Annotated in this window: 15 protein-coding genes; 11 read left to right on the top strand and 4 right to left on the bottom strand. The window is 70.2% G+C overall.

Annotated features, from left to right (window positions below):
- The 4 genes from G6N48_RS02780 (at position 1) to G6N48_RS02795 (ending at position 9,380) form a co-directional block, all read left to right on the top strand.
- A complete protein-coding gene (locus G6N48_RS02780; protein ID WP_085267536.1) occupies positions 1-4,545 on the top strand; it encodes a non-ribosomal peptide synthetase in 4,545 nt (1,514 codons plus the stop codon).
- A 29-nt stretch (positions 4,546-4,574) separates the two neighbouring features.
- Positions 4,575-8,096 carry a non-ribosomal peptide synthetase gene (locus G6N48_RS02785; RefSeq protein ID WP_179969923.1) on the top strand — a complete coding sequence of 1,174 codons (3,522 nt, stop codon included), beginning with the start codon at positions 4,575-4,577 and terminating at the stop codon, positions 8,094-8,096.
- Between the two features lie 195 nt (positions 8,097-8,291).
- Positions 8,292-8,810, top strand: a complete 519-nt coding sequence (locus tag G6N48_RS02790; RefSeq protein WP_085267534.1) for a hypothetical protein — start codon at positions 8,292-8,294, stop codon at positions 8,808-8,810.
- A gap of 27 nt (positions 8,811-8,837) precedes the next feature.
- The gene (locus G6N48_RS02795; protein WP_179969924.1) at positions 8,838-9,380 is read left to right on the top strand and encodes a glycoside hydrolase family protein; all 543 of its coding nucleotides are present in this window, start codon (positions 8,838-8,840) and stop codon (positions 9,378-9,380) included.
- On the opposite strand, the gene G6N48_RS02800 is transcribed toward G6N48_RS02795, so the two are convergent.
- The 3 genes from G6N48_RS02800 to G6N48_RS02810 form a co-directional block, all read right to left on the bottom strand.
- Entirely contained in the window at positions 9,377-10,252 is an 876-nt protein-coding gene (locus tag G6N48_RS02800; protein WP_085267546.1) for a sigma-70 family RNA polymerase sigma factor, read from the bottom strand. The two genes, G6N48_RS02795 and G6N48_RS02800, sit on opposite strands and share 4 nt — an antisense overlap.
- A complete protein-coding gene (locus G6N48_RS02805; protein WP_085267532.1) occupies positions 10,249-10,845 on the bottom strand; it encodes a carboxymuconolactone decarboxylase family protein in 597 nt (198 codons plus the stop codon). Before G6N48_RS02805 ends, G6N48_RS02800 begins: the two co-directional genes overlap by 4 nt.
- An 85-nt stretch (positions 10,846-10,930) precedes the next feature.
- Complete coding sequence (locus G6N48_RS02810; protein WP_085267531.1) at positions 10,931-11,245, bottom strand: type II toxin-antitoxin system VapB family antitoxin; 315 nt, start codon at positions 11,243-11,245, stop codon at positions 10,931-10,933.
- A 166-nt stretch (positions 11,246-11,411) separates the two neighbouring features.
- Here G6N48_RS02810 and hrcA point away from each other — a divergent pair, with 166 nt between their 5' ends.
- From hrcA to era, 7 genes are all read left to right on the top strand, one after another.
- Positions 11,412-12,443 carry a heat-inducible transcriptional repressor HrcA gene (gene hrcA / locus G6N48_RS02815; RefSeq protein WP_085267530.1) on the top strand — a complete coding sequence of 344 codons (1,032 nt, stop codon included), beginning with the start codon at positions 11,412-11,414 and terminating at the stop codon, positions 12,441-12,443.
- A 42-nt stretch (positions 12,444-12,485) separates the two neighbouring features.
- On the top strand, positions 12,486-13,634 hold the full coding sequence (dnaJ, locus tag G6N48_RS02820) for a molecular chaperone DnaJ (protein ID WP_085267529.1): 1,149 nt from the start codon (positions 12,486-12,488) through the stop codon (positions 13,632-13,634).
- Positions 13,635-13,669: 35 nt separating this feature from the next.
- On the top strand, positions 13,670-14,476 hold the full coding sequence (locus G6N48_RS02825; protein WP_085267528.1) for a 16S rRNA (uracil(1498)-N(3))-methyltransferase: 807 nt from the start codon (positions 13,670-13,672) through the stop codon (positions 14,474-14,476).
- A 67-nt stretch (positions 14,477-14,543) separates the two neighbouring features.
- Complete coding sequence (locus G6N48_RS02830; protein WP_372511371.1) at positions 14,544-15,572, top strand: PhoH family protein; 1,029 nt, start codon at positions 14,544-14,546, stop codon at positions 15,570-15,572.
- A gap of 15 nt (positions 15,573-15,587) precedes the next feature.
- Complete coding sequence (gene ybeY, locus G6N48_RS02835; RefSeq protein WP_085267526.1) at positions 15,588-16,121, top strand: rRNA maturation RNase YbeY; 534 nt, start codon at positions 15,588-15,590, stop codon at positions 16,119-16,121.
- Positions 16,118-17,425: a hemolysin family protein gene (locus G6N48_RS02840; protein ID WP_085267525.1), complete on the top strand. Its 1,308-nt coding sequence runs from the start codon at positions 16,118-16,120 to the stop codon at positions 17,423-17,425. Before ybeY ends, G6N48_RS02840 begins: the two co-directional genes overlap by 4 nt.
- Positions 17,426-17,592: 167 nt before the next feature.
- A complete protein-coding gene (era, locus tag G6N48_RS02845) occupies positions 17,593-18,492 on the top strand; it encodes a GTPase Era (RefSeq protein WP_085267524.1) in 900 nt (299 codons plus the stop codon).
- An 87-nt stretch (positions 18,493-18,579) separates the two neighbouring features.
- Here era and G6N48_RS02850 read toward each other — a convergent pair whose 3' ends face one another.
- Positions 18,580-20,052: an amidase gene (locus G6N48_RS02850; protein WP_085267523.1), complete on the bottom strand. Its 1,473-nt coding sequence runs from the start codon at positions 20,050-20,052 to the stop codon at positions 18,580-18,582.
- Between the last annotated feature and the right edge of the window lie 58 nt (positions 20,053-20,110).

A 20,110-nucleotide genomic window follows, 5' to 3' on the forward strand; every position in this document is an offset into this window, starting at 1 on the left:
GTGACCACAGCCCCGCCGCAGATCGAAGACGTGCTCGCGCTCAGCCCCCTGCAGGAGGGGCTGTTCGCGCTCTCCCGGCTGGCCGAGGACGGCATCGACCTGTACACCATGCAGTTGCGGGTCGACATCGACGGACCCGTCGACGTCGACCTGCTGCGCCGCAGCGCCGAGGCCATGCTGCGGCGTCACCCGAACCTGCGGGCGTCGTTCTGGGATCGCGACGTTCCGAAGCCGGTGCAGGTCGTGCCGGTCCACGCGGACCTGCCGTGGACCGAACGAACGGCCACACCAACGGAATTCGATGCCATCGCGCGATCCGAGCGGCGCCGGCCCTTCGACTTGGGCCGCGGGCCCGCGCTGCGCGTCGTCCTGCTCTCGGTGCCAGGGGGGAACCGACGGCGGATGATCTTCACCGCGCACCACATCCTGATGGACGGCTGGGCGCTCGCCGTGTTCTTCACCGAGATGCTGGCCGTGTACCGGGCCGGTGGATCGGCCGACGGGCTGCCGGCCGCTCGGCCCTACCGCGACTACATCGCCTGGCTCGCCCGGCAGGACAGGGCCGCGGCGACCGACAAGTGGGCCGAGTACCTGCGGCGCGTCTCCGGGCCGCTCATGGTGGCCGACGGTGTGGTGGCCGCGTCGGGCGGCGTGCCGGAGAAGGCGGACCTGGTGTTGTCCGCCGCCGACACGGCGCGCCTGGGAAACTGGGCGGCGCGCAACGGCATCACTCTCAACACGGCCGTCCTGTTCGCGTGGGCGGTCGTCCTGAGCAGGCTCACCGATCGCCGCGACATGGTGTTCGGCACGGTGATCTCCGGCCGCCCGGAGAACCTCGCCGGCGTCGAGGGCATGGTCGGCCTGTTCATCAACAGCGTTCCCGTCGTGCACGAGGTGAGCGGTGCGGCCTCGGTGATCGACCAGTGCGCACAGTTGCAGCGGGAGTCCTCGGCCATGCGCGACATCGGCTACCTGAGCCTGTCGGAGATCCAGCGCGCACATGGCCGGGGTGCGTTGTTCGACAGCATGTTCGTGTTCGAGAACGCCCCGGTCGGCGACGCCATTCGGCCGGTGACCACACCCGACGGCGCCCGGTTCTCCCCGGTCGAGATGGAAAGCCTGACGCATTACCCGCTGACGGTGGTCGCGCACGCGAGCGGCGACGAGCTGGTGGTGGTGATCGAGGCGATTTCCGAGCAGTTGCCGCACCTGCTGGCCGGCCAGATCGGTGAACGGCTGCTGGGCGTCCTGCGTCAACTCCCCGACATCGGTGACCGAACCCCCGAGGCGCTGGACGTCCTCACCGCCGCCGAGCGCGCCGAGTTCCGGGAACTCGCGGCGCGGCCCGCCCCCGCACCGGGCGAAACGGTGTGGCAGGCGTTCGAGCGGCAGGTGCGCGCCACGCCCGACGCCGACGCCCTGAGCGCGGGTGCGGACGAACGCTTCAGCTACGCCGAGTTGCACGGACAGGCGTGCCGCCTGGCGGGGGAGCTGGCCGCCCTGGGCGTGGGTCCCGAAACCGTTGTCGCACTGGCGCTGCCACGCTCGACTCAGTCCCTGGTCGCGATCCTGGCGGTGCTGGCCGCCGGGGGCGCCTATCTGCCCGTCGACATCACGCTGCCCAGACCCCGCATCGAGTCGATCCTGCGCCAGGCTGAACCGGCGCTGGCCGTCGCCGCGACCGGCTGTCCGGAGCTGCCCGGCGTACCGGCCCTGGTGATCGACGATCCGGCCGTGGCCGAACGAATCGCGCGGCGCGCCGTCACCGCGCCGGAGGTCGACCGCCACCCCGGGCAGGCCGCGTATGTGATCTTCACCTCCGGCTCCACCGGTGAACCCAAGGGGGTCGTTGGCACCAACGCCGCGATACTCGGCTACTTCGCCGACCACCGAGAACGCGTCTACCGCACGGCCGCAACGCGTCTGGGCCGCCCGATGCGCATCGCGCATGCGTGGTCGCTGAGCTTCGACGCCTCGTGGCAGCCCATGGTCGGCCTGCTCGACGGCCACGCGCTGCACCTGTTCGACGCCGAGGAGATGCGTGACGCCGACCGGCTGGTGGCCGGGATCGTCAGCCACCGGATCGACATGATCGACACCACGCCGTCGATGTTCGGCCAGCTGCGCGCCGCCGGACTGTGCGGGCAGCAGCTCTGCGTGCTCGCGCTGGGCGGCGAAGCCATCGACAGCTCGCTGTGGGAGCGCCTGCGGGCGCTGCCGGCCGCCGAGGTCTACAACTGCTACGGCCCCACCGAGATGACGGTCGAGGCGGTGGTCGCGCGCGTCGGCGAGTACCCGGCGCCCACGATCGGGACGGTCAACGCCGGAACCGTTGCCTACGTGCTGGATTCGGCGCTGCGGCCGGTGCCCCACGGTGTGGTGGGTGAGCTCTACCTGTCCGGCACGCAGTTGACCCGCGGCTACGTCGGCCGGTCCGCGATGACCGCCGCCCGGTTCGTCGCGGACCCCTTCCGCCCGGGGTGGCGCATGTACCGAACCGGCGACCTGGTGCGCCGCGCGCCGCACGGCGGCTACGCCTACCTGGGGCGCGGCGACACCCAGGTGAAGATCCGCGGCTATCGGGTCGAGACCGGTGAGGTCGAAGCCGCGCTGTGCGGCCAACCCGGCGTGCGCGAGGCGGCGGTCTGCGCGGTGCGCCGCGACGGCGCGACCGTGCTGGTGGGTTTCGTTGTGGGACAACCCGGGATCGACGACGACCCGGAGCGGTTGCGGGTAGCGCTCACCGAAAACCTGCCCTCGTACATGATCCCCGCGCGCGTCGCGGCCGTGCCGCGGTTGCCGGTGAACGCCAACGGCAAGCTGGACGAACTCGCTCTGCGCCGCATGGCCGAAAGCGCGCTGGCGCAACCCAGAAGCGGCGGAGCGGCGGCGGCGTCGACCGAGACCGAGCGCCTGCTGTGCGAACTTTTCGACGAGCAGTTCAACGGAAGCGTCCCGCACCTCGATGACGACCTGTTCCTGTTCGGTCTGGACAGCATCGTGGCGATCTCGCTGGTGCACAAGGCGCAACGGCACGGTCTTGTGTTGAGCCCCCGAATGATGTTCGCAACCCCGACGATCCGCCAGCTCGCCGCGGCGATCGACGCGGGCGCGGACGCGGCCGTCGCGAACGCCGAGTACGGCGAGGTGCCGCCGCTGCCGATGGTGTCGTGGCTGTTCGAGCACGGCAACTACCGTCGCTTCACCCACACCGTCCTGCTGCGGCTGCCGTCCGGCATCGATCGGCCGTCGATCGAGCAGATGCTGCAGTTGCTCCTCGACGGCCACGACACGCTGAGATCGGTTCTGGTGCAGACCCCGGCCGGGCCGCGCCTGGTCACGCGCGGCCCGGGCGCGGTGAGCGCGGGCGAGCTGCTTTCCCGCGTGGAGGTACCGAACGGCTCCGACGAGGCGCTGGTCTCGGCCATCCGGGCCTCCGCCCGAGAGGTGATGGACCGGATCGACCCGCACACCGGTTCGATGGTGCGGGCCCTCTGGTATTCCGGCGCCGTGCACGGCGACGCGCTCCTGCTCACCGCCCACCACCTGACGGTGGACGTGGTGTCCTGGCACATCATGATCGGCGACCTGATCGAAGCCTGGCGCTGCGTGTGTAACGGCGCGGCACCCAAGAGCCTTCCGGAGTTCACCTCCTACCGCCGGTGGTGTGAGCTGATGTGGGAGCGGGCCGGATCGCCGGCGGCGCAGGCACAACGCCGATACTGGTCGGCTCAGGTCCGCGACCCCGATCCGGTGCTGGGTGTTCGACCCGTCGATCCGGCGCGCGACACCTGGGCGACCCTGCGGGTGACGCGGGTGGTCACACCGGTCGACGTCACCGAGCCGCTGCTCGCCGCGATCCGCAAGGGCGAGGGTGTCCGCGAATTCCTGCTCGCGGCAACGACGATGGCGATCGCGAGCTGGCGCCGGGAACGCGGTCAGGATCCGGCGGCCGGAACCCTCGTGGCACTCGAGGGGCATGGGCGTGCCGACGCCATTGTGGACACCGACACCACGAACACCGTCGGATGGTTCACCAACGCGTTCCCGGTGCGCCTGGGGACCGGCGCGACGGCGGTCGACGTCGAACGGGCAGAGCGGGATTCGCGCGCGGCCCGCGCGCTGGTGGACTCCGTCGTCGCCCACCTCGGTGAGGTCCCCAACGACGGCCTGGACTACGGACTGCTGCGCTACATCGAGCGCACGCCCGAGCTGCAGAACGCCGCCGAACCGCAGATCCAGTTCAGCTATCTGGGCCGGCTGGACCTCGGTACCGTCATCGACCGGCCCTGGTCGCTGCTCACCGGGCCCTATATCGACGCCCTCCCGGATGACCCCGAGCCGGACCTGCCGCTGCGCTTCGCGATCAACCTCAGCGCGTTCGTGGCGAATACACCGGAGGGAACCCAGCTCATCAGCAACTGGCGCTGGAGTGAGGCGTTGTTCGCGCCCTCGGACATCGACCGCCTGACCCACTACTGGCGGCGTGGCATCGCGGTGCTGGCGGCCGGCTTGGGCCGCGACCCGGGCCAGGGATTGACATAGAAGGGACGGGAATGGCGCCGTTGCAGAGCGTGGATTCGATCACCAGGGACGAGATCAGGGCTGCGGTCGCCGACCAGCTCGGCTGCGCCGAAGGGGAAGTCGCCGACCACGACGACCTGATCCAGCTGGGCCTCAGCTCGATCCGAATGATGGCGCTGGCGGGCGGCTGGCGCAAGCGCGGGGCCGACATCACCTTCGCCCAACTCGCTGCCACACCGACGGTGGATTCCTGGTACGGACTGCTGACCCCCGGCGAGGCGGGCAACGGCGAAGCCGCCGTGGCGCAACCCTCCGCGGCCTCGGCCGGCGCGTCGCCGGCCGAGGAAGAGCCGTTCGGGCTGGCCACCATGCAGCACGCCTACTGGATCGGCCGCTCCGACGAGCAGGAGCTGGGCGGCGTCGCCGCTCACCTCTACGTCGAATTCGACGGCGCGACAATCGATCCCGAGAGGCTGGAGCAGGCGGTGTCCGAGCTGGTCGCCCGCCATCCGATGCTGCGCACCCGCTTCCTGCCGGACGGCACCCAGCAAGTGATGCCGAAACCGGGCCGGCCGGTGTTCGCCGTGGTCGACCTGCGGGGCGGATCGCCCGACGAGGTCGAGTCCGCACTGCTGCAGTTGCGCGACCGGAAAACCCACCAGCGCCTGGCAATCGAGGACGGCCAGGTCATCGACGTCACGCTGACCCGGTGCGGTGACGAACGCAGCCGGCTCCACATCGACGTCGACATGTTGGCCGGCGACGCGATGAGCTACCGGGTGCTGGTCTCGGATCTGGCGCAGCTCTACCAGGGTGCCACGCTGCCCCCGCTCGGCTACAGCTACCGGCGTTATCGCACCGAACGCCCGGTGGACGAGGCCGCGCGAGACCGCGATCGCCAGTGGTGGCGGCGACGGCTGGCCGAGCTGCCCGGCGCGCCCGAACTGCCGACCGTCTCGGTCGGGGACCGCAGGACAGCGCACCGCACCGTCCGTTACGACCACTGGTTGACGCCGCAGGCCAAACGGCGCCTGACGGTCGGCGCCCACGCGCGGGGCATCACACCGGCGATGGCGTTGGCGGCCGTCTTCGCCGACACCATCGGCGGGTGGTCGGAACAGGACAGGTTCCTGCTCAATGTGCCGTTGTTCCAACGTGAACCGGTGCATCCGGACATCGACGGAGTGGTGGGGGACTTCACCTCGTCGATCATGCTCGAGGTCGACGTCACCGCGGATGTCTCGGTGGCCGAACGCGCCCGCGCGATTCAGCGCACTATGTACGAAAGCGGCTCGCACTGCGCCTATTCCGGGCTCGAGGTGCTGCGCGACTTGGGCAGGCACCGCGGTGAGCCGGTCATCGCCCCGATCGTGTTCACCAGCGCCCTCGACCTCGGCGAGCTGTTCGCCCGTGCGGTCGTCGCGACCTTCGGGGAACCGGCCTGGATCGTCTCCCAGGGGCCGCAGGTGCTGCTGGATGCCCAGGTCACCGAGCTGCGCGGGGGGCTGCTGCTCAACTGGGACGTCCGCGAGTCGGCGTTCCCGCGCGGGCTGATCGCTGCCATGTTCGCCAGGTTCACCGCGGCGGTCGAGAGGCTTGCCGACGGCGACGCGGGCTGGGACTTCGAGGCGGCGGTACGCCTGCCGGGCAGCCAGGCGCAGGTGCGGGCTGCGGTGAACGCGAGCGACGGCCCGGTCAGCGGACGCTGCCTGCATCAGGGTTTCTTCGAGCACGCCGCGGCCAACCCGGATGCGCCCGCCGTGGTCTGGGGCGTGGCAGGCGACGGGCCCGGCACCGAAGGCGCTTGGACCTACCGGGAACTCGCCGCGCGAGCACTGGCCGTCGCCGGGGCGCTGCGCGCCGCCGGTGTGCGGCAGGGCGACGCGGTCGCCGTGCAACTTCCCAAGGGGCGCAGCCAGATCCCGGCCATCCTCGGGGTGCTGGCCGCGGGGGCATCATATGTGCCGATCGGCTTCGACCAGCCCGACGGGCGGCGTGCCAAGATCCTCGAGACCGCCGACGTCGTCGCCGCCCTGACGGTCGACGGCGCGAACATGGGCCCCAACGGGCGGGCAGCGATTCGCTGCGTGGGGATCGACGCGGCGTGCGCGCATCCGGAGCCGTTGGCGGCACCGGTTTTTCCCGACACCTCCGCCATCGCCTACGTCATATTCACGTCCGGTTCGACCGGCCTTCCGAAGGGCGTCGAGATCGCCCACCGCGCGGCGATGAACACCATCGACGCCATCAACGGCTGGTTCGGCATCGGAGCCGGCGATCGGGTGCTCGCGCTGTCCGCCCTCGAATTCGATCTGTCGGTCCACGACATCTTCGGCATGTTCTCGGCGGGCGGCTCACTGGTGGCGGTCGACTCCGAAGAGCGCGCAGCGGCCACCACCTGGGTGGAATTGATTCGCCGCCATCGGGTTTCGGTGCTCAACTTCGTGCCCGGTTCGCTCGACATGGTCTTGGCGCTGGGCGGCGACCGGCTGGGCGAGTCGTTACGCGTCGTCACCGTCTGCGGTGACTGGGTGGGCGCCGATCTGGCGCGCCGGCTGGCCAGGCAGGCGCCGGGCTGCAGGTTCGCCGGTCTGGGCGGCGCCACGGAGACGGGGATACACGGCACCGTGTGCGAAGTGGCCGGCGAGCCACCGGCGCAGTGGGCGACAGTCCCCTACGGCGTTCCGCTGCGCAACGTGCGGTGCCGGGTTGTTGCGCCGTCGGGTCGAGACTGTCCGGACTGGGTCCGCGGCGAACTCTGGTTCAGCGGGCCGAACCTCGCCGCCGGCTACCGCAACGACCCGCAACGTACCGCGGAGCGCTTCGTCGAGCACGACGGGCGGCGCTGGTACCGGACCGGCGACCTCGCCCGCTACTGGCCCGACGGCACTATCGAGTTCCTCGGCCGTGCCGACCACCAGGTGCAGATTCGCGGCTACCGCGTCGAACTGGGCGAGGTGGAGACGGCGCTGCGCACGGTGCCCGGGGTGCGTCACGCGGTCGCGGCCGTCGTCGGTGCCGGCGCGCCGAGGCTGGTGGCCGCCGTGGCGGGCGCCCCGGGCGCAATGGGCGACATCGCCGCAGCCGTCGCGGATCTGCTGCCGGCTTACATGATTCCGTCGCGTACAACGATTTTGGAGCAGATGCCGTTGACCCCGAACGGCAAGCTGGACCGCCGCGCGGTGGTCGCGCTGCTGGAATCCGAGACTGCAGAAGCCTCAGAGACTTCGGACGCGCGAGCCTGCGCCCCCCGCGATGACGTCGAGGCCGCGCTGGCCGGCATTGTCGCCGAGGTGCTCGAGACGGAATCCGTTGGCGTGCATGACGACTTCTTCGCCTCGGGCGGGGACTCGGTGCTGGCCGTCAGCGTCATCGCGCGGGTGCGCGACTGGCTCGACATCGATCACGCCGTGGCCGCGGACCTGTTCGCCACCCGAACCGTGGCGCGGCTGGCCGGGCGGCTGCAACAGCGCGAGGCGCAGCGCGGCACGCCGGAACGCCTGCGCGTCGTCGCCCGCCACTACCTCGAAGTCGCCGCCTTGTCCGACGAGGAGGTGCTGGCCGAGGGGTAGGCGGCGTGCGCAGCCGGTGTCCTCATCGGCTGCACAGCCGCAGCACAGCCCTGACCGGCCTGGCTGCCATAACTTCGCTGTAACGTGACAGTCCCGAGACACCACTCGGCGGTCACAAAGAGCACACTGACACCATCTGCACCATGGAACAGGTCGAGATTTGATCACGTTCCATGCGTCCTTGAAGGGGGAACCGTGAAGTCCACTGCGAAAAGCGTGGCCATCAGCGTGGCGGCCTTCGCCGTCGTCGGGGGCGCCGCCGCGGGCGTCGTCTGCGTTGCACCGGCCGGCGTGTCGCAGGTGCGGCTCGCCGCGGTCGGCGTTCCCCAGCCGCTGGACCCCGCGTTGCCGGCCCCGGCCCCGGGGGTCGACCTCCCGACCGCGGCTCAGCTGACCGGGCTGCTCACCAGCCTCGCCGATCCCAACGTTTCGTTCACCAATAAGAGCAACCTGGTCGAGGGCGGCATCAGCGGAACCCAGGCCCACCTCGCCGACCACGAACTGAAGAAGGCGGCCAAGAACGGCGATCTGCCGCTGACGTTCGACGTCACCAACATCGCGCCCAGCGACCCGAATTCGGTGACCGCCGACGTCGCGGTGTCGGGGCCCAAGCTCGCCACTCCGGTCACCCAGAGCGTCACGTTCGTCAACCAGGGCGGCTGGGTGCTGTCGCGCTCCTCGGCGATGGACCTGCTGCAGGCCGCCGGGCACTGAGTCAGCACCTCGATTTCGTCCAGCTCCATCGAAGGGGGAACTGTGAGACCTGTAGCAACAGCGGCGGCATTGGCCGTCATCGGCGGCGCCGTCGCAGGCTTCGCCGTCACCACGGCGGCTGTCGCACCGCAGGGTGCGCAGGTGCAGCTGGCGGCCGTTGGGGCGCCCCTGCAGAACCTGCCCCAGGACCCGCCGCCCCCGCCGCCGGGACAGCAGGGGTTGCCGACGCCTGACCAGTTGGCGAACCTGTGCAACCAGGTCACCGACCCCGGCGTCTCGTACACGACCAAGGACAACCTGGTCGAGAACGGGATCACCCCCGACGAGGGCCACGTCGCCGACCACGACCTGCGAAAGGCCTACCGGAACGGCAACTTCCCGGAGACCTTCACGGTGACCAACATCGCGCCGGCCGGCCCCAACATGGCCCAGGCCGACGTGGCCGTGGGGGGTCCGAAGTTCGCCGGACCGGTGACCAAGCACCTCGTGTTCGTCAACCAGGGCGGCAACTGGGTGCTGCAGCACGACGCCGCGATCGCCCTGATCCAGGCCGCGACGGCGACCAACTAACCGGTCAGCGCGCTCAGGTCGATCCGCGAGATGCGTGCGGGATCGGCCAGCACGTCGATGGCGGCCACCCGTCCGCCGCGCACCACGAATCCCATGATCGCGGTGGGGTGGTCGCCGACCAGCACCAACGCCCCGGCCGCGCCGTTGACGATCGCCGCGCGGACCTCGCGCTCAGGCCCGGCATAGCTACCGGCCACCCTTGCCACCGAGGGCGCACCGTCGGCCCGGAACATGGGCGCGGCCCCGCCGAAGTCGCCCCGCAACACCACGTCGGGATCCAGCACCGACACCAGCCGGTGGAAGTCGCCGGAGCGGCCCGCGGCAAAGAAGGCGTCGACGGCCTGCCGCTGCGCGGCGATGTCGCCGTCGGGCGTCGGGTCGGCGTCCCGGATGCGGCGGCGCGCGCGGCTGGCCAGCTTGCGCGCCGCCTGCGGCGTCCGGTCCACGATCGCCGCGATCTGGTCGAACGGCACGGTGAAGACGTCGTGCAGCACGAACGCGAGCCGCTCCGCGGGGGGCAGCGTGTCCAGGACGACGAACAGCGCCATGCCGACCGCGTCGGCCAGCATCGCTCGGTGTTCGGGATCGCATTCGCCGGGCGCCTGCACGATGGGGTCGGGCAGGCGCGCGACGGTTTGCTCGCGGCCCCGGCGCGCGCGCAGCGTGTTCAGGCAGATACGGGCCACGACGGTGGTCAGCCAGGCGTCGAGGTTCGCGATGGGTTCCGCGGCGGCGAGCCTCAGCCACGCCTCCTGTACGGCGTCCTGGGCGTCGTCGATCGAGCCCAGCATGCGGTAGGCGAGCGCGCTCAGCCTCGGTCGGGCCGCCTCGAAACGCGTCGCCAGTGAGGTCGCCGGTACCGGTGTACTCACGCGCCGCCGCCCTCCGGCAGGGCGCACACCCGATCCGCGGAGAAGCCGGACGACCCGATGCCGAGCGCCACGTTGAACCGGGCCCGCAGATTGCCCAGCGTGATGACGTGGGTGAGGCCCACCAGCTGCGCGGTGTCGAAGTGGGCCCGCAGCCCCGCGAAGAGCTCGTCGCTGACCTCGACCGGCGTCTGGCTGACCGCGGTGGCGTACCGCAGGATGAGCTTGTCCAGCTCGGAGAAGCACGACGCGTTGCGGTAGTCGGCCATCCCGAGCAGCTCTTCGTCGGTGATTCCCCAGCGGCGGGCGATCTGCGAGCCCAGGTCGATGCAATACGCGCACCGCACCGTCGTCGCCGCCTTGAGCTCGGCCAGCGCCCGGTGGCGGGGACTCAGGACGTCCAGCCTGGATTCGGCCTGCTCCAGCCTGCCGTAGGCGGTGAGCAACCTCGGGATGTGGGCGTACAACCGCAGGGGTTCGAGCATGTCGGCGGTTTCGAGCCCGGTCATCTGCGCCAGCTTGCGCCGGGTGAAGAAGAAGGCGATTCTGGCGCCCGGGCCGGCCTCGCGGTCGGACACCCCTTTCAGCCGGGACATGGCGGTCCTCCTGTCGAGTCGCGACGGGTTTGTCACCCCCTCGACACGTGGCGACGCCCGGATGTGACCGCCCGCGAAGTGGCGACTACGTCTGCGGGCTCAGCGGCAGGTCCATGTCGAACACCCGGGCGTGCAACACCGTGCGGTTCCGCAGCGCCGCGCGCACGGCCCGGTGCAGGCCGTCCTCGAGGTAGGTGGTGCCCTGCCACCGCACCGCGTGCGGGAACAGGTCGCCGTAGAAGGTGGAGTCCTCGGACAGGAGTCGATCCAGCGCCAGGACCGTGGTGGTGGTCACCAACTCGTCGAGCCGGATTTGCTGGGGCGGTATCTGGGACCATTCTTTGTAGGACAGTCCATGCTCGGGGTAGGGCTTGCCCTCCCGCACACCCTTGAAGATCATTGGCGGACCTTCCGCGCAGCGTCGGCCGGGTCCGACGAATTCATGCTGGACAGGCTAGCCCGGAAATTGCCGGAGGCTCCCGCCGAGCGCCTGCTGGTGGCGCTGAGCACTCCCTTCGACCCGTAAAATGAACCCCGTCGTAGCGGTGTCGAGGAGGTGACCACAAATGGGAAGTGCCGACGACCGTCGCTTCGAGGTGTTGCGCGCCATCGTCGCCGACTTCGTCGCAACCAAGGAACCGATCGGCTCGAAAACCCTGGTGGAGCGCCACAATCTCGGGGTTTCGTCGGCCACGATCCGCAACGACATGGCGGTGCTGGAGGCCGAGGGCTACATCACCCAGCCGCACACCAGCTCGGGGCGGGTCCCCACCGAGAAGGGCTACCGGGAGTTCGTCGACCGGCTCGACGACGTCAAGCCCCTGTCGTCGGCCGAGCGGCGCGCCATCCAGGGCTTTTTGGAGTCCGGCGTCGACCTCGACGACGTGTTGCGCCGCGCGGTGCGGTTGCTGGCCCAGCTGACCCGTCAGGTGGCGGTCGTCCAGTACCCGACGCTGTCGTCGTCCACCGTCCGCCACCTGGAGGTCATCGCGCTGACCCCGGCCCGGCTGCTGATGGTCGTCATCACCGACTCGGGCCGCGTGGACCAGCGCGTCGTCGAACTCGGCGACGTCATCGACGACCACCAGCTCTCCCAGTTGCGCGAGATGCTCGGCCAGGCGCTGGTGGGCAAGAAGCTGCCGGCGGCCTCGGTCGCGGTGGCCGACCTGGCGGGGCAGCTGCGCGGTGGGGACGGGCTGAGCCACGCGGTGGGCCGGTGCGCGACGGTGTTGCTGGAGACGCTGGTGGAGCACACCGAGGAGCGGCTGTTGATGGGCGGCACCGCCAACCTGACCCGCAACGCCGCCGACTTCGGCGGATCGCTGCGCTCCATCCTGGAGGCGCTCGAGGAGCAGGTCGTGGTGCTCCGTTTGCTGGCGGCCCAGCAGGAGGCCGGCAAGGTGACGGTGCGCATCGGTCACGAGACCGAGGCCCAGCAGATCGCCGGCGCCGCGATGGTGTCCACCGCCTACGGCACCACCGGCACCGTCTACGGCGGCATGGGTGTGCTGGGGCCCACGCGGATGGACTATCCGGGAACTATCGCCAGCGTCGCGGCGGTTGCTCTCTACATCGGCGAAGTCTTGGGTGCTCGATGAGCGCCCGAGAGAACTGAAACGCGGCTCAAAGAAAGGTCAGGCGTGGCACGCGACTATTACGGGCTGCTCGGCGTGAGCAGGAACGCCAGCGACACGGAGATCAAGCGCGCCTACCGCAAGCTGGCCCGCGAACTGCATCCCGACGTCAACCCCGACGAGGCCGCGCAGGCGAAGTTCAAGGAGATCAGCGCCGCCTACGAGGTGCTCAGCGATCCGGAGAAGCGCCGGATCGTCGACCTGGGCGGCGACCCGCTCGAGAACGCCGCCGCGGCCGGCGCCGGCTTCGGCGGCTTCGGCGGCCTGGGTGATGTGTTCGAGGCCTTCTTCGGCGGCGGCTTCAGCGGTGGTTCCACCTCCCGGGGCCCGATCGGCCGGGTGCGGCCGGGCTCGGACTCGCTGCTGCGGATGCGGCTGGATCTCGAGGAGTGCGCCACCGGGGTCACCAAGCAGGTCACCGTCGACACCGCGGTGCTGTGCGACCGCTGCCAGGGCAAGGGCACCAACGGCGATTCCGCCCCGGTCCCGTGTGACACCTGTGGCGGCCGCGGCGAGGTACAGACGGTCCAGCGCTCGCTGCTGGGGCAGATGGTGACCTCGCGGCCCTGTCCGACCTGCCGCGGCGTCGGGGTGGTCATCCCCGACCCGTGCCACCAGTGCATGGGCGACGGCCGGGTGCGCGCCCGCCGCGAGATCAGCGTGAAGATCCCCGCCGGCGTCGGCGACGGCATGCGCGTCCGGCTGGCGGCCCAGGGCGAGGTGGGGCCCGGGGGAGGGCCGGCCGGCGACCTGTACGTCGAGGTGCACGAACAGGCCCACGACATCTTCGTCCGCGAGGGCGACGACCTGCACTGCACGGTCTCGGTGCCGATGGTCGACGCGGCGCTGGGCGCCACGGTCACCGTCGACGCCATCCTGGACGGCATCAGCGACATCACGATTCCGCCTGGCACGCAGCCGGGTTCGGTGATCACGCTGCGCGGCCACGGGATGCCGCAGCTGCGGTCGGGCACACGCGGCGATCTGCACGTCCACGTCGAGGTGGTGGTGCCCGCCCGGCTGGACCACCACGACGCCGAACTGCTGCGCGAGCTCAAGGCCCGCCGCAGCCGCGACGTACCCGAGGTCCGTTCGACGGCGCACAACGGCGGCGGCCTGTTCAGCCGGTTGCGCGAGACCTTCACCGGCCGCTGAGTCGCTGGGCCCCAGCGGCCCGGTAGGAGAAACCGATGGTGGCGGCGCTGTTCTACGTCGACGCGGTGCCCGACGAAGGCTCGCTGGCCGTCGTGGACGGCGAGGAGGGCTTCCACGCGGCCACCGTGCGCCGGATCCGTCCCGGCGAGGAATTGATGCTCGGTGACGGCGCCGGCACCCTCGCCCACTGCGGGGTCGAGCAGGCGGGGCGGGACGGGCTGCGGGCGCGGGTACTCCGGCGCTGGACCGTGCCGGCAGGCCGGCCGAGGGTGACGGTGGTGCAGGCACTGCCCAAGTCGGAGCGCTCCGAGTTGGCGATCGAACTGGCTACCGAGGCGGGCGCCGATGCGTTTGTGGCCTGGCAGGCGGGGCGCTGCATGGCGAATTGGCACGGGGCCCGCGTCGAGAAGGGTTTGCGCCGTTGGCGCGCGGTCGCCCGCTCCGCGGCCCGGCAATCCCGGCGGGCGCACATCCCGCCCGTGGACGGCGTGCTGTCCACCGCGCAGCTGACCCGGCGGGTCCGCGACGAGGTCGCGGCCGGCGCGGCGGTGCTGGCCTTGCACGAGTCGGCGACCGCCGGCCTCGCAGATGCCCTCGTAGCAGAGGCGGATTCGCTGGTCCTTGTCGTGGGCCCCGAGGGCGGCATCGCCCCCGACGAGATCGCCGCGCTGACCGACGCGGGCGCCGCGGCGGTGCGGCTGGGCCCGCAGGTGCTGCGCACCTCGACCGCCGCGGCCGTGGCCCTGGGGGCGCTCGGCGTGCTCACCGCGCGGTGGGATCAGGGCGCCGGCGGCGAACACGGCGCGAACGAACGGTTGGGTCACGGTCCTGACCAGCGCTAGACTGGCTTTCGGGAACTTTCACCCGGCGAATATCGCAATACATGAGAAGGCAGGCATCGGAAACCACGTGACGCCAAGCGACACCAGCGCTGCTCCGGTTCGCAGCAGCATCGATGTTCCGCCCGATGTCGTCGTGGGCTTGTTGGGTTCTGCCGACGAGAACCTGCGGGCCTTGGAGCGCGACCTTGCCGCCGACCTGCACGTGCGCGGCAATACGGTCACCGTCTCCGGTGCGCCGGCCGACGTGGCGCTCGCCGAGCGGGCGATCTCCGAGCTGGTCGCGATCGTGGCCGGTGGTCAGCCGTTGACGCCGGACGTGGTGCGCCACAGCGTCGGCATGCTGGCCGGCACCGACAACGAATCGCCGGCCGAGGTCCTCACCCTGGACATCCTGTCGCGTCGCGGCAAGACCATCCGGCCCAAGACGCTGAACCAGAAGCGCTACGTCGACGCCATCGACGCCAACACCATCGTCTTCGGGGTCGGCCCGGCCGGCACCGGCAAGACGTATCTGGCCATGGCCAAGGCGGTCAGCGCGCTGCAGACCAAACAGGTGACTCGGATCATCTTGACCCGGCCGGCCGTGGAAGCCGGTGAGCGCCTTGGCTTTCTGCCGGGCACCCTGAGCGAGAAGATCGACCCCTACCTGCGGCCGCTGTACGACGCGCTGTACGACATGATGGATCCCGAGCTGATCCCCAAGCTGATGACCGCCGGTGTCATCGAGGTGGCGCCCCTGGCGTACATGCGGGGGCGGACGCTGAATTCGGCGTTCATCGTGCTCGACGAGGCGCAGAACACGACCGCCGAGCAGATGAAGATGTTCCTCACGCGGCTCGGCTTCGGGTCGAAGATCGTCGTCACCGGGGACATCACGCAGGTCGACCTGCCGGGTGGCGCCAGGTCCGGGCTGCGGTCGGCGATGGAGATCCTCGACGGTGTCGACGACATTCACATCGCGGAGCTGACGAGTGTCGACGTGGTGCGCCACCGCCTGGTCTCCGAGATCGTCGACGCCTACGCGAAGTTCGAGGAGCCCGACCTGGCGATGAACCGGGCGGCCCGGCGCGCGTCGGGGTCACGCAGTCGCCGATGATGGTGCGGTGAGCTTATGAGCATCGAAGTCTCCAACGAGTCCGGCATCGACGTCTCCGAAGCGGAACTGGTCAGCGTCGCGCGGTTCGTCATCGCGAAGATGGACGTCAACCCCGCGGCCGAGCTGTCCATGGTGCTGTTGGACACCGCGGCCATGGCCGACCTGCACATGCGCTGGATGGACCTGCCCGGGCCCACGGACGTGATGAGCTTCCCCATGGACGAGCTCGAGCCGGGCGGCCGCCCCGACGCCCCCGAGCCCGGGCCGTCGATGCTGGGCGACATCGTGTTGTGCCCGGAATTCGCCGCCCAGCAGGCGTCCGCGGCCGGCCACAGCCTGGGACACGAGTTGGCGCTGCTGACCGTGCACGGGGTGCTGCACCTGCTCGGTTACGACCACGGCGAACCGGACGAGGAGAAGGAGATGTTCGCCCTGCAGGACCGTCTGCTCGAGGAATGGGTCGCCGAACAGGTCGAGGCTTACCGGCAGGACCGCCAAGAGCAGCGAGACCGTCAATTGCTGGACAAGTCAAGGTATTTCGACAATTGAGCGGTCTGTCCTGGCTGCTGGGCGCAATCGCGCTGATCGCTCTCGGCGGGTTGCTGGCGGCCATCGACGCCGCCGTGAGCACGGTGTCGCTGGCTCGCGTTCAGGAACTTGTCCGCGACGAGCGGCCCGGCGCGGTGTCGCTGTCGAAGGTGATGAACGAACGTCCGCGCTACATCAATCTGGTTGTGCTGCTGCGTATTACGTGCGAAGTGACCGCGACGGTCCTGTTGGTGCTCTTTCTCTACGACAATTTCGGGCTGAACTGGGCGCTGTTCGGTGCGGCGGCGATCATGGTTGTCACCAGCTTCGTCGTGATGGGGGTGGGCCCGCGCACCCTGGGGCGCCAGCACGCGTACTCCATAGCGCTGACGACGGCGCTGCCGTTGCGGCTGGTCTCGTGGTTGCTGATGCCGCTGAGCCGGCTGCTGGTGGTGCTCGGCAACGCCCTGACGCCGGGCCGGGCTTTACGCAACGGGCCCTTCGCCTCCGAGATCGAGCTGCGCGAAGTCGTCGACCTGGCTCAGCAGCGTGGCGTCGTGGCGGCCGACGAGCGCCGCATGATCGAGTCGGTCTTCGAACTCGGCGACACCCCGGCCCGTGAGGTGATGGTGCCTCGCACCGAGATGATCTGGATCGAAAGCGACAAGCTCGCCAGCCAGGCGATGAACCTCGCCGTGCGCAGCGGCCATTCCCGCATCCCCGTCATCGGCGAGAACGTCGACGACATCGTCGGGGTGGTGTACCTCAAAGACCTTGTTCAGCAAGCGTTCACCTCGCCGGATCGCGGCCGGTCCACCACGGTGGCCCAGGTGATGCGCCCGGCGGTGTTCGTCCCCGACTCCAAGCCGCTGGACACCCTGCTGCGCGAGATGCAGCGCGACCGCATCCACATGGCCCTGCTGGTCGACGAGTACGGCGCGATAGCAGGCCTGGTCAGCATCGAGGACGTGCTGGAAGAGATCGTCGGAGAGATCGCCGACGAGTACGACCAGGCCGAAACTGCGCCGGTGGAAGACTTGGGCGACAAGCGGTTCCGGGTTTCCGCGCGGCTGCCGATCGAAGACGTCGGCGAGCTCTACGGCCTGGAGTTCGACGACGACCTCGACGTCGACACCGTGGGCGGTCTGCTCGCCCTCGAGTTGGGCCGGGTGCCGCTGCCCGGCGCCGAGGTGATATTCCACGGCCTGCGCCTGCACGCCGAGGGCGGCACGGACCATCGGGGCCGGGTGCGCGTCGGCACCGTGCTACTCAGCCCCGCCGACGACGACGAGTCGACGAATGGGGAACCCAAACACCATGACTGAGGGGTCAATTGGCGAGAACACCAAACCCCGGATGCGGGCACGGGCTGAGATGGCCCGCGCCGAGGTTGGTGGCGGCGCAGGGAGCCCCGCCGTTACGCCGAACGTGCACCCGTTGCGAAAAAATCGCGAAAAGTTCGCGGTGAGTGCACGTTCGACGATGGGCCAGCATGGCTGAATTCCGTTCGGGTTTCGTCTGTTTGGTAGGCAGGCCCAACACCGGAAAGTCGACCTTGACCAATGCGCTGGTGGGCACCAAGGTCGCCATCACCTCGAAGCGCCCGCAGACCACGCGACACACCATCCGCGGGATCGTGCACCGGCCCGACTTCCAGATCATCCTGGTCGACACGCCCGGACTGCACCGCCCGCGGACCTTGCTGGGCAAGCGGCTCAACGACCTCGTGCGCGACACCTACACCGAGGTCGACGTGATCGGCCTGTGCATCCCGGCCGACGAGTCCATCGGTCCGGGGGACCGGTGGATCGTCGAGCAGATCCGTTCCACCGCGCCGAAGACGACGCTGGTCGCGGTCGTCACCAAGATCGACAAGGTGCCCAAGGACCGGGTGGCCGCGCAGTTGGTCGCCGTCAGCGAGCTGGTCGGTCCCGGCGCCGAGATCGTGCCGGTGTCGGCGCTGGCCGGGCAGCAGGTCGACGTGCTCATCGATGTGCTGGCGGCGGCGTTGCCCCCCGGTCCGGCCTACTATCCCGACGGTGAGCTGACCGACGAACCGGAGGAGGTGCTGATGGCCGAGCTCATCCGGGAGGCCGCGCTCGAGGGAGTGCGCGACGAGCTCCCGCACTCGCTGGCGGTGGTGATCGACGAGGTCAACCCGCGCGAGGACCGTGACGACCTGATCGACGTGCACGCGCTGCTCTACGTCGAGCGGGACAGCCAGAAGGGCATCGTCATCGGCAAAGGGGGCGCGCGCCTGCGGGAAGTCGGCACCGCGGCGCGCGGGCAGATCGAGAAGCTGCTGGGCACCAAGGTCTACCTCGACCTTCGCGTCAAGGTCGCTAAGAACTGGCAGAGCGACCCCAAACAGCTCGGACGTCTCGGGTTCTGACGCAGAAGCCCTTACGAGCGAAGAGTCCGGCGCGCTCAATCCCTCGAGCCGCACCACCGCACCGGTTCGGTGGCGGCCGGCCGGGGCCTAGGCGTCAGAGCCGGAGTTCTGGTTCCACCACATTCTGGGCTGCTTGCTCGCCCAGCCACACACGGCCTCCAGCTCGGCGGCCAGCGAGATCAACATGCCCTCGCTGTTGGCCGGGCCCATCAGCTGCACACCGATCGGCAGGCCCTCGGAGGTGAACCCCGCGGGCACGTTGATGGACGGCCAGCCCAGCACGTTCCACGGCCAGGTGGCGGGGCACGCGGCGATCATGGCCCGGTCGGTGCCGTAGCTGCCCAACCGGTCGAAGGAGCGCGCCAGCGGCGGGGGTTGCGCGGTGGTGGGCGCCAGCACCACGTCGACGATGTCGAAGATCGAGCCCACCCTGCGCTGGGCGGTCGTTTCGTGGTTGCGGGCGCTGCGCAGGATCGCCTCACCCAGCACGTGACCCAGGCGCAGGTTGGATACCGTCCGGGGATCCAGGACGACCCCGTCGCCCAGTCGCTGCTCCCAGTCGCGCAGGCCCGCGGTGGACCGGGCCAGGAAGTCCCACGACAACCGGAAGCCGTAATCCGGATTGCCCCGCACCACGTTGTGGCCCAGCAGTTCGAGTTGGCTGCCGACCGCCCGGGTCGCCGCCAGGATCTCCGGATGCAGCTTGGCGCGAAAGCCGGTGTACGGGAAACGGGTCGACAGCGCGATGTTCAGTGGGCCGGGGGCGATGCCGACGTAATCGGAGGCGGTCAGCGGTGGCGGCCGGTGCCGGTCGCCCTCGACATTGCCCGACGCCGCGTCGAGCACCAGCGCGGCGTCGGCCACCGTGCGCGCCAGCACCCCGTTGACGGTCAGGCCGTTGAACGATTCGGCCAGCGGCCAGGTGGAGATGCGCCCGCGCTGCGGCTTGATGCCCACCAGGTGGGTCCACGCGGCGGGGATGCGCACGCTGCCGGCGCCGTCGGAGCCGATGGCCGCGGTGACCAGGCCGGCGGCCACCGCGACCGCGCTGCCGCCCGACGATCCGCCCGGCGTGTGACGGCGCGACCACGGATTGTGGGTGTGCCCGAAGCCGGGGCCGCTGGTGAACGGCCACTGACCCAGTTCGCACGTGTTGGTCTTGCCCACGATCACCGCGCCGGCCGCCTTCAGGCGGCGAACCACCTCGGCGTCCTGGGTGGCGGGCGGCACGTGGCCGTCGCAGCCGAACGCGGTCGGCACCCCCGCGACGTCGACGTCGTCTTTGACCGCGATCGGGATGCCCAGCAACGGGGACGTGTCCCCGGCGGCGCGGCGCCGGTCGGCCGCGGCCGCGTCGGCCAGCGCCGACTCGGTGAGCACCACCCGGAAGGCATTGAGCGTGGACTGGCTGGTGTTGATCGCGTGCAGCGAACGACGCACCAGTGTGTCGGACGTCACGGCGCGGCTGGCGAGCTGGTACAGCAGGTCAGTCAGCGTCGGCAGGCGCTGGCTGCCGGACCCGGGAGGGGACCCGAAACCGGACCCCGAAGCGCCAACCACGGGTCAGAAGACTAACGGCGCGGATACCCGCGATGTCGCGGCGGGGTGCGAAACTATC

It is taken from the genome of Mycobacterium parmense (genome assembly GCF_010730575.1).
Lineage (GTDB): Bacteria > Actinomycetota > Actinomycetes > Mycobacteriales > Mycobacteriaceae > Mycobacterium > Mycobacterium parmense.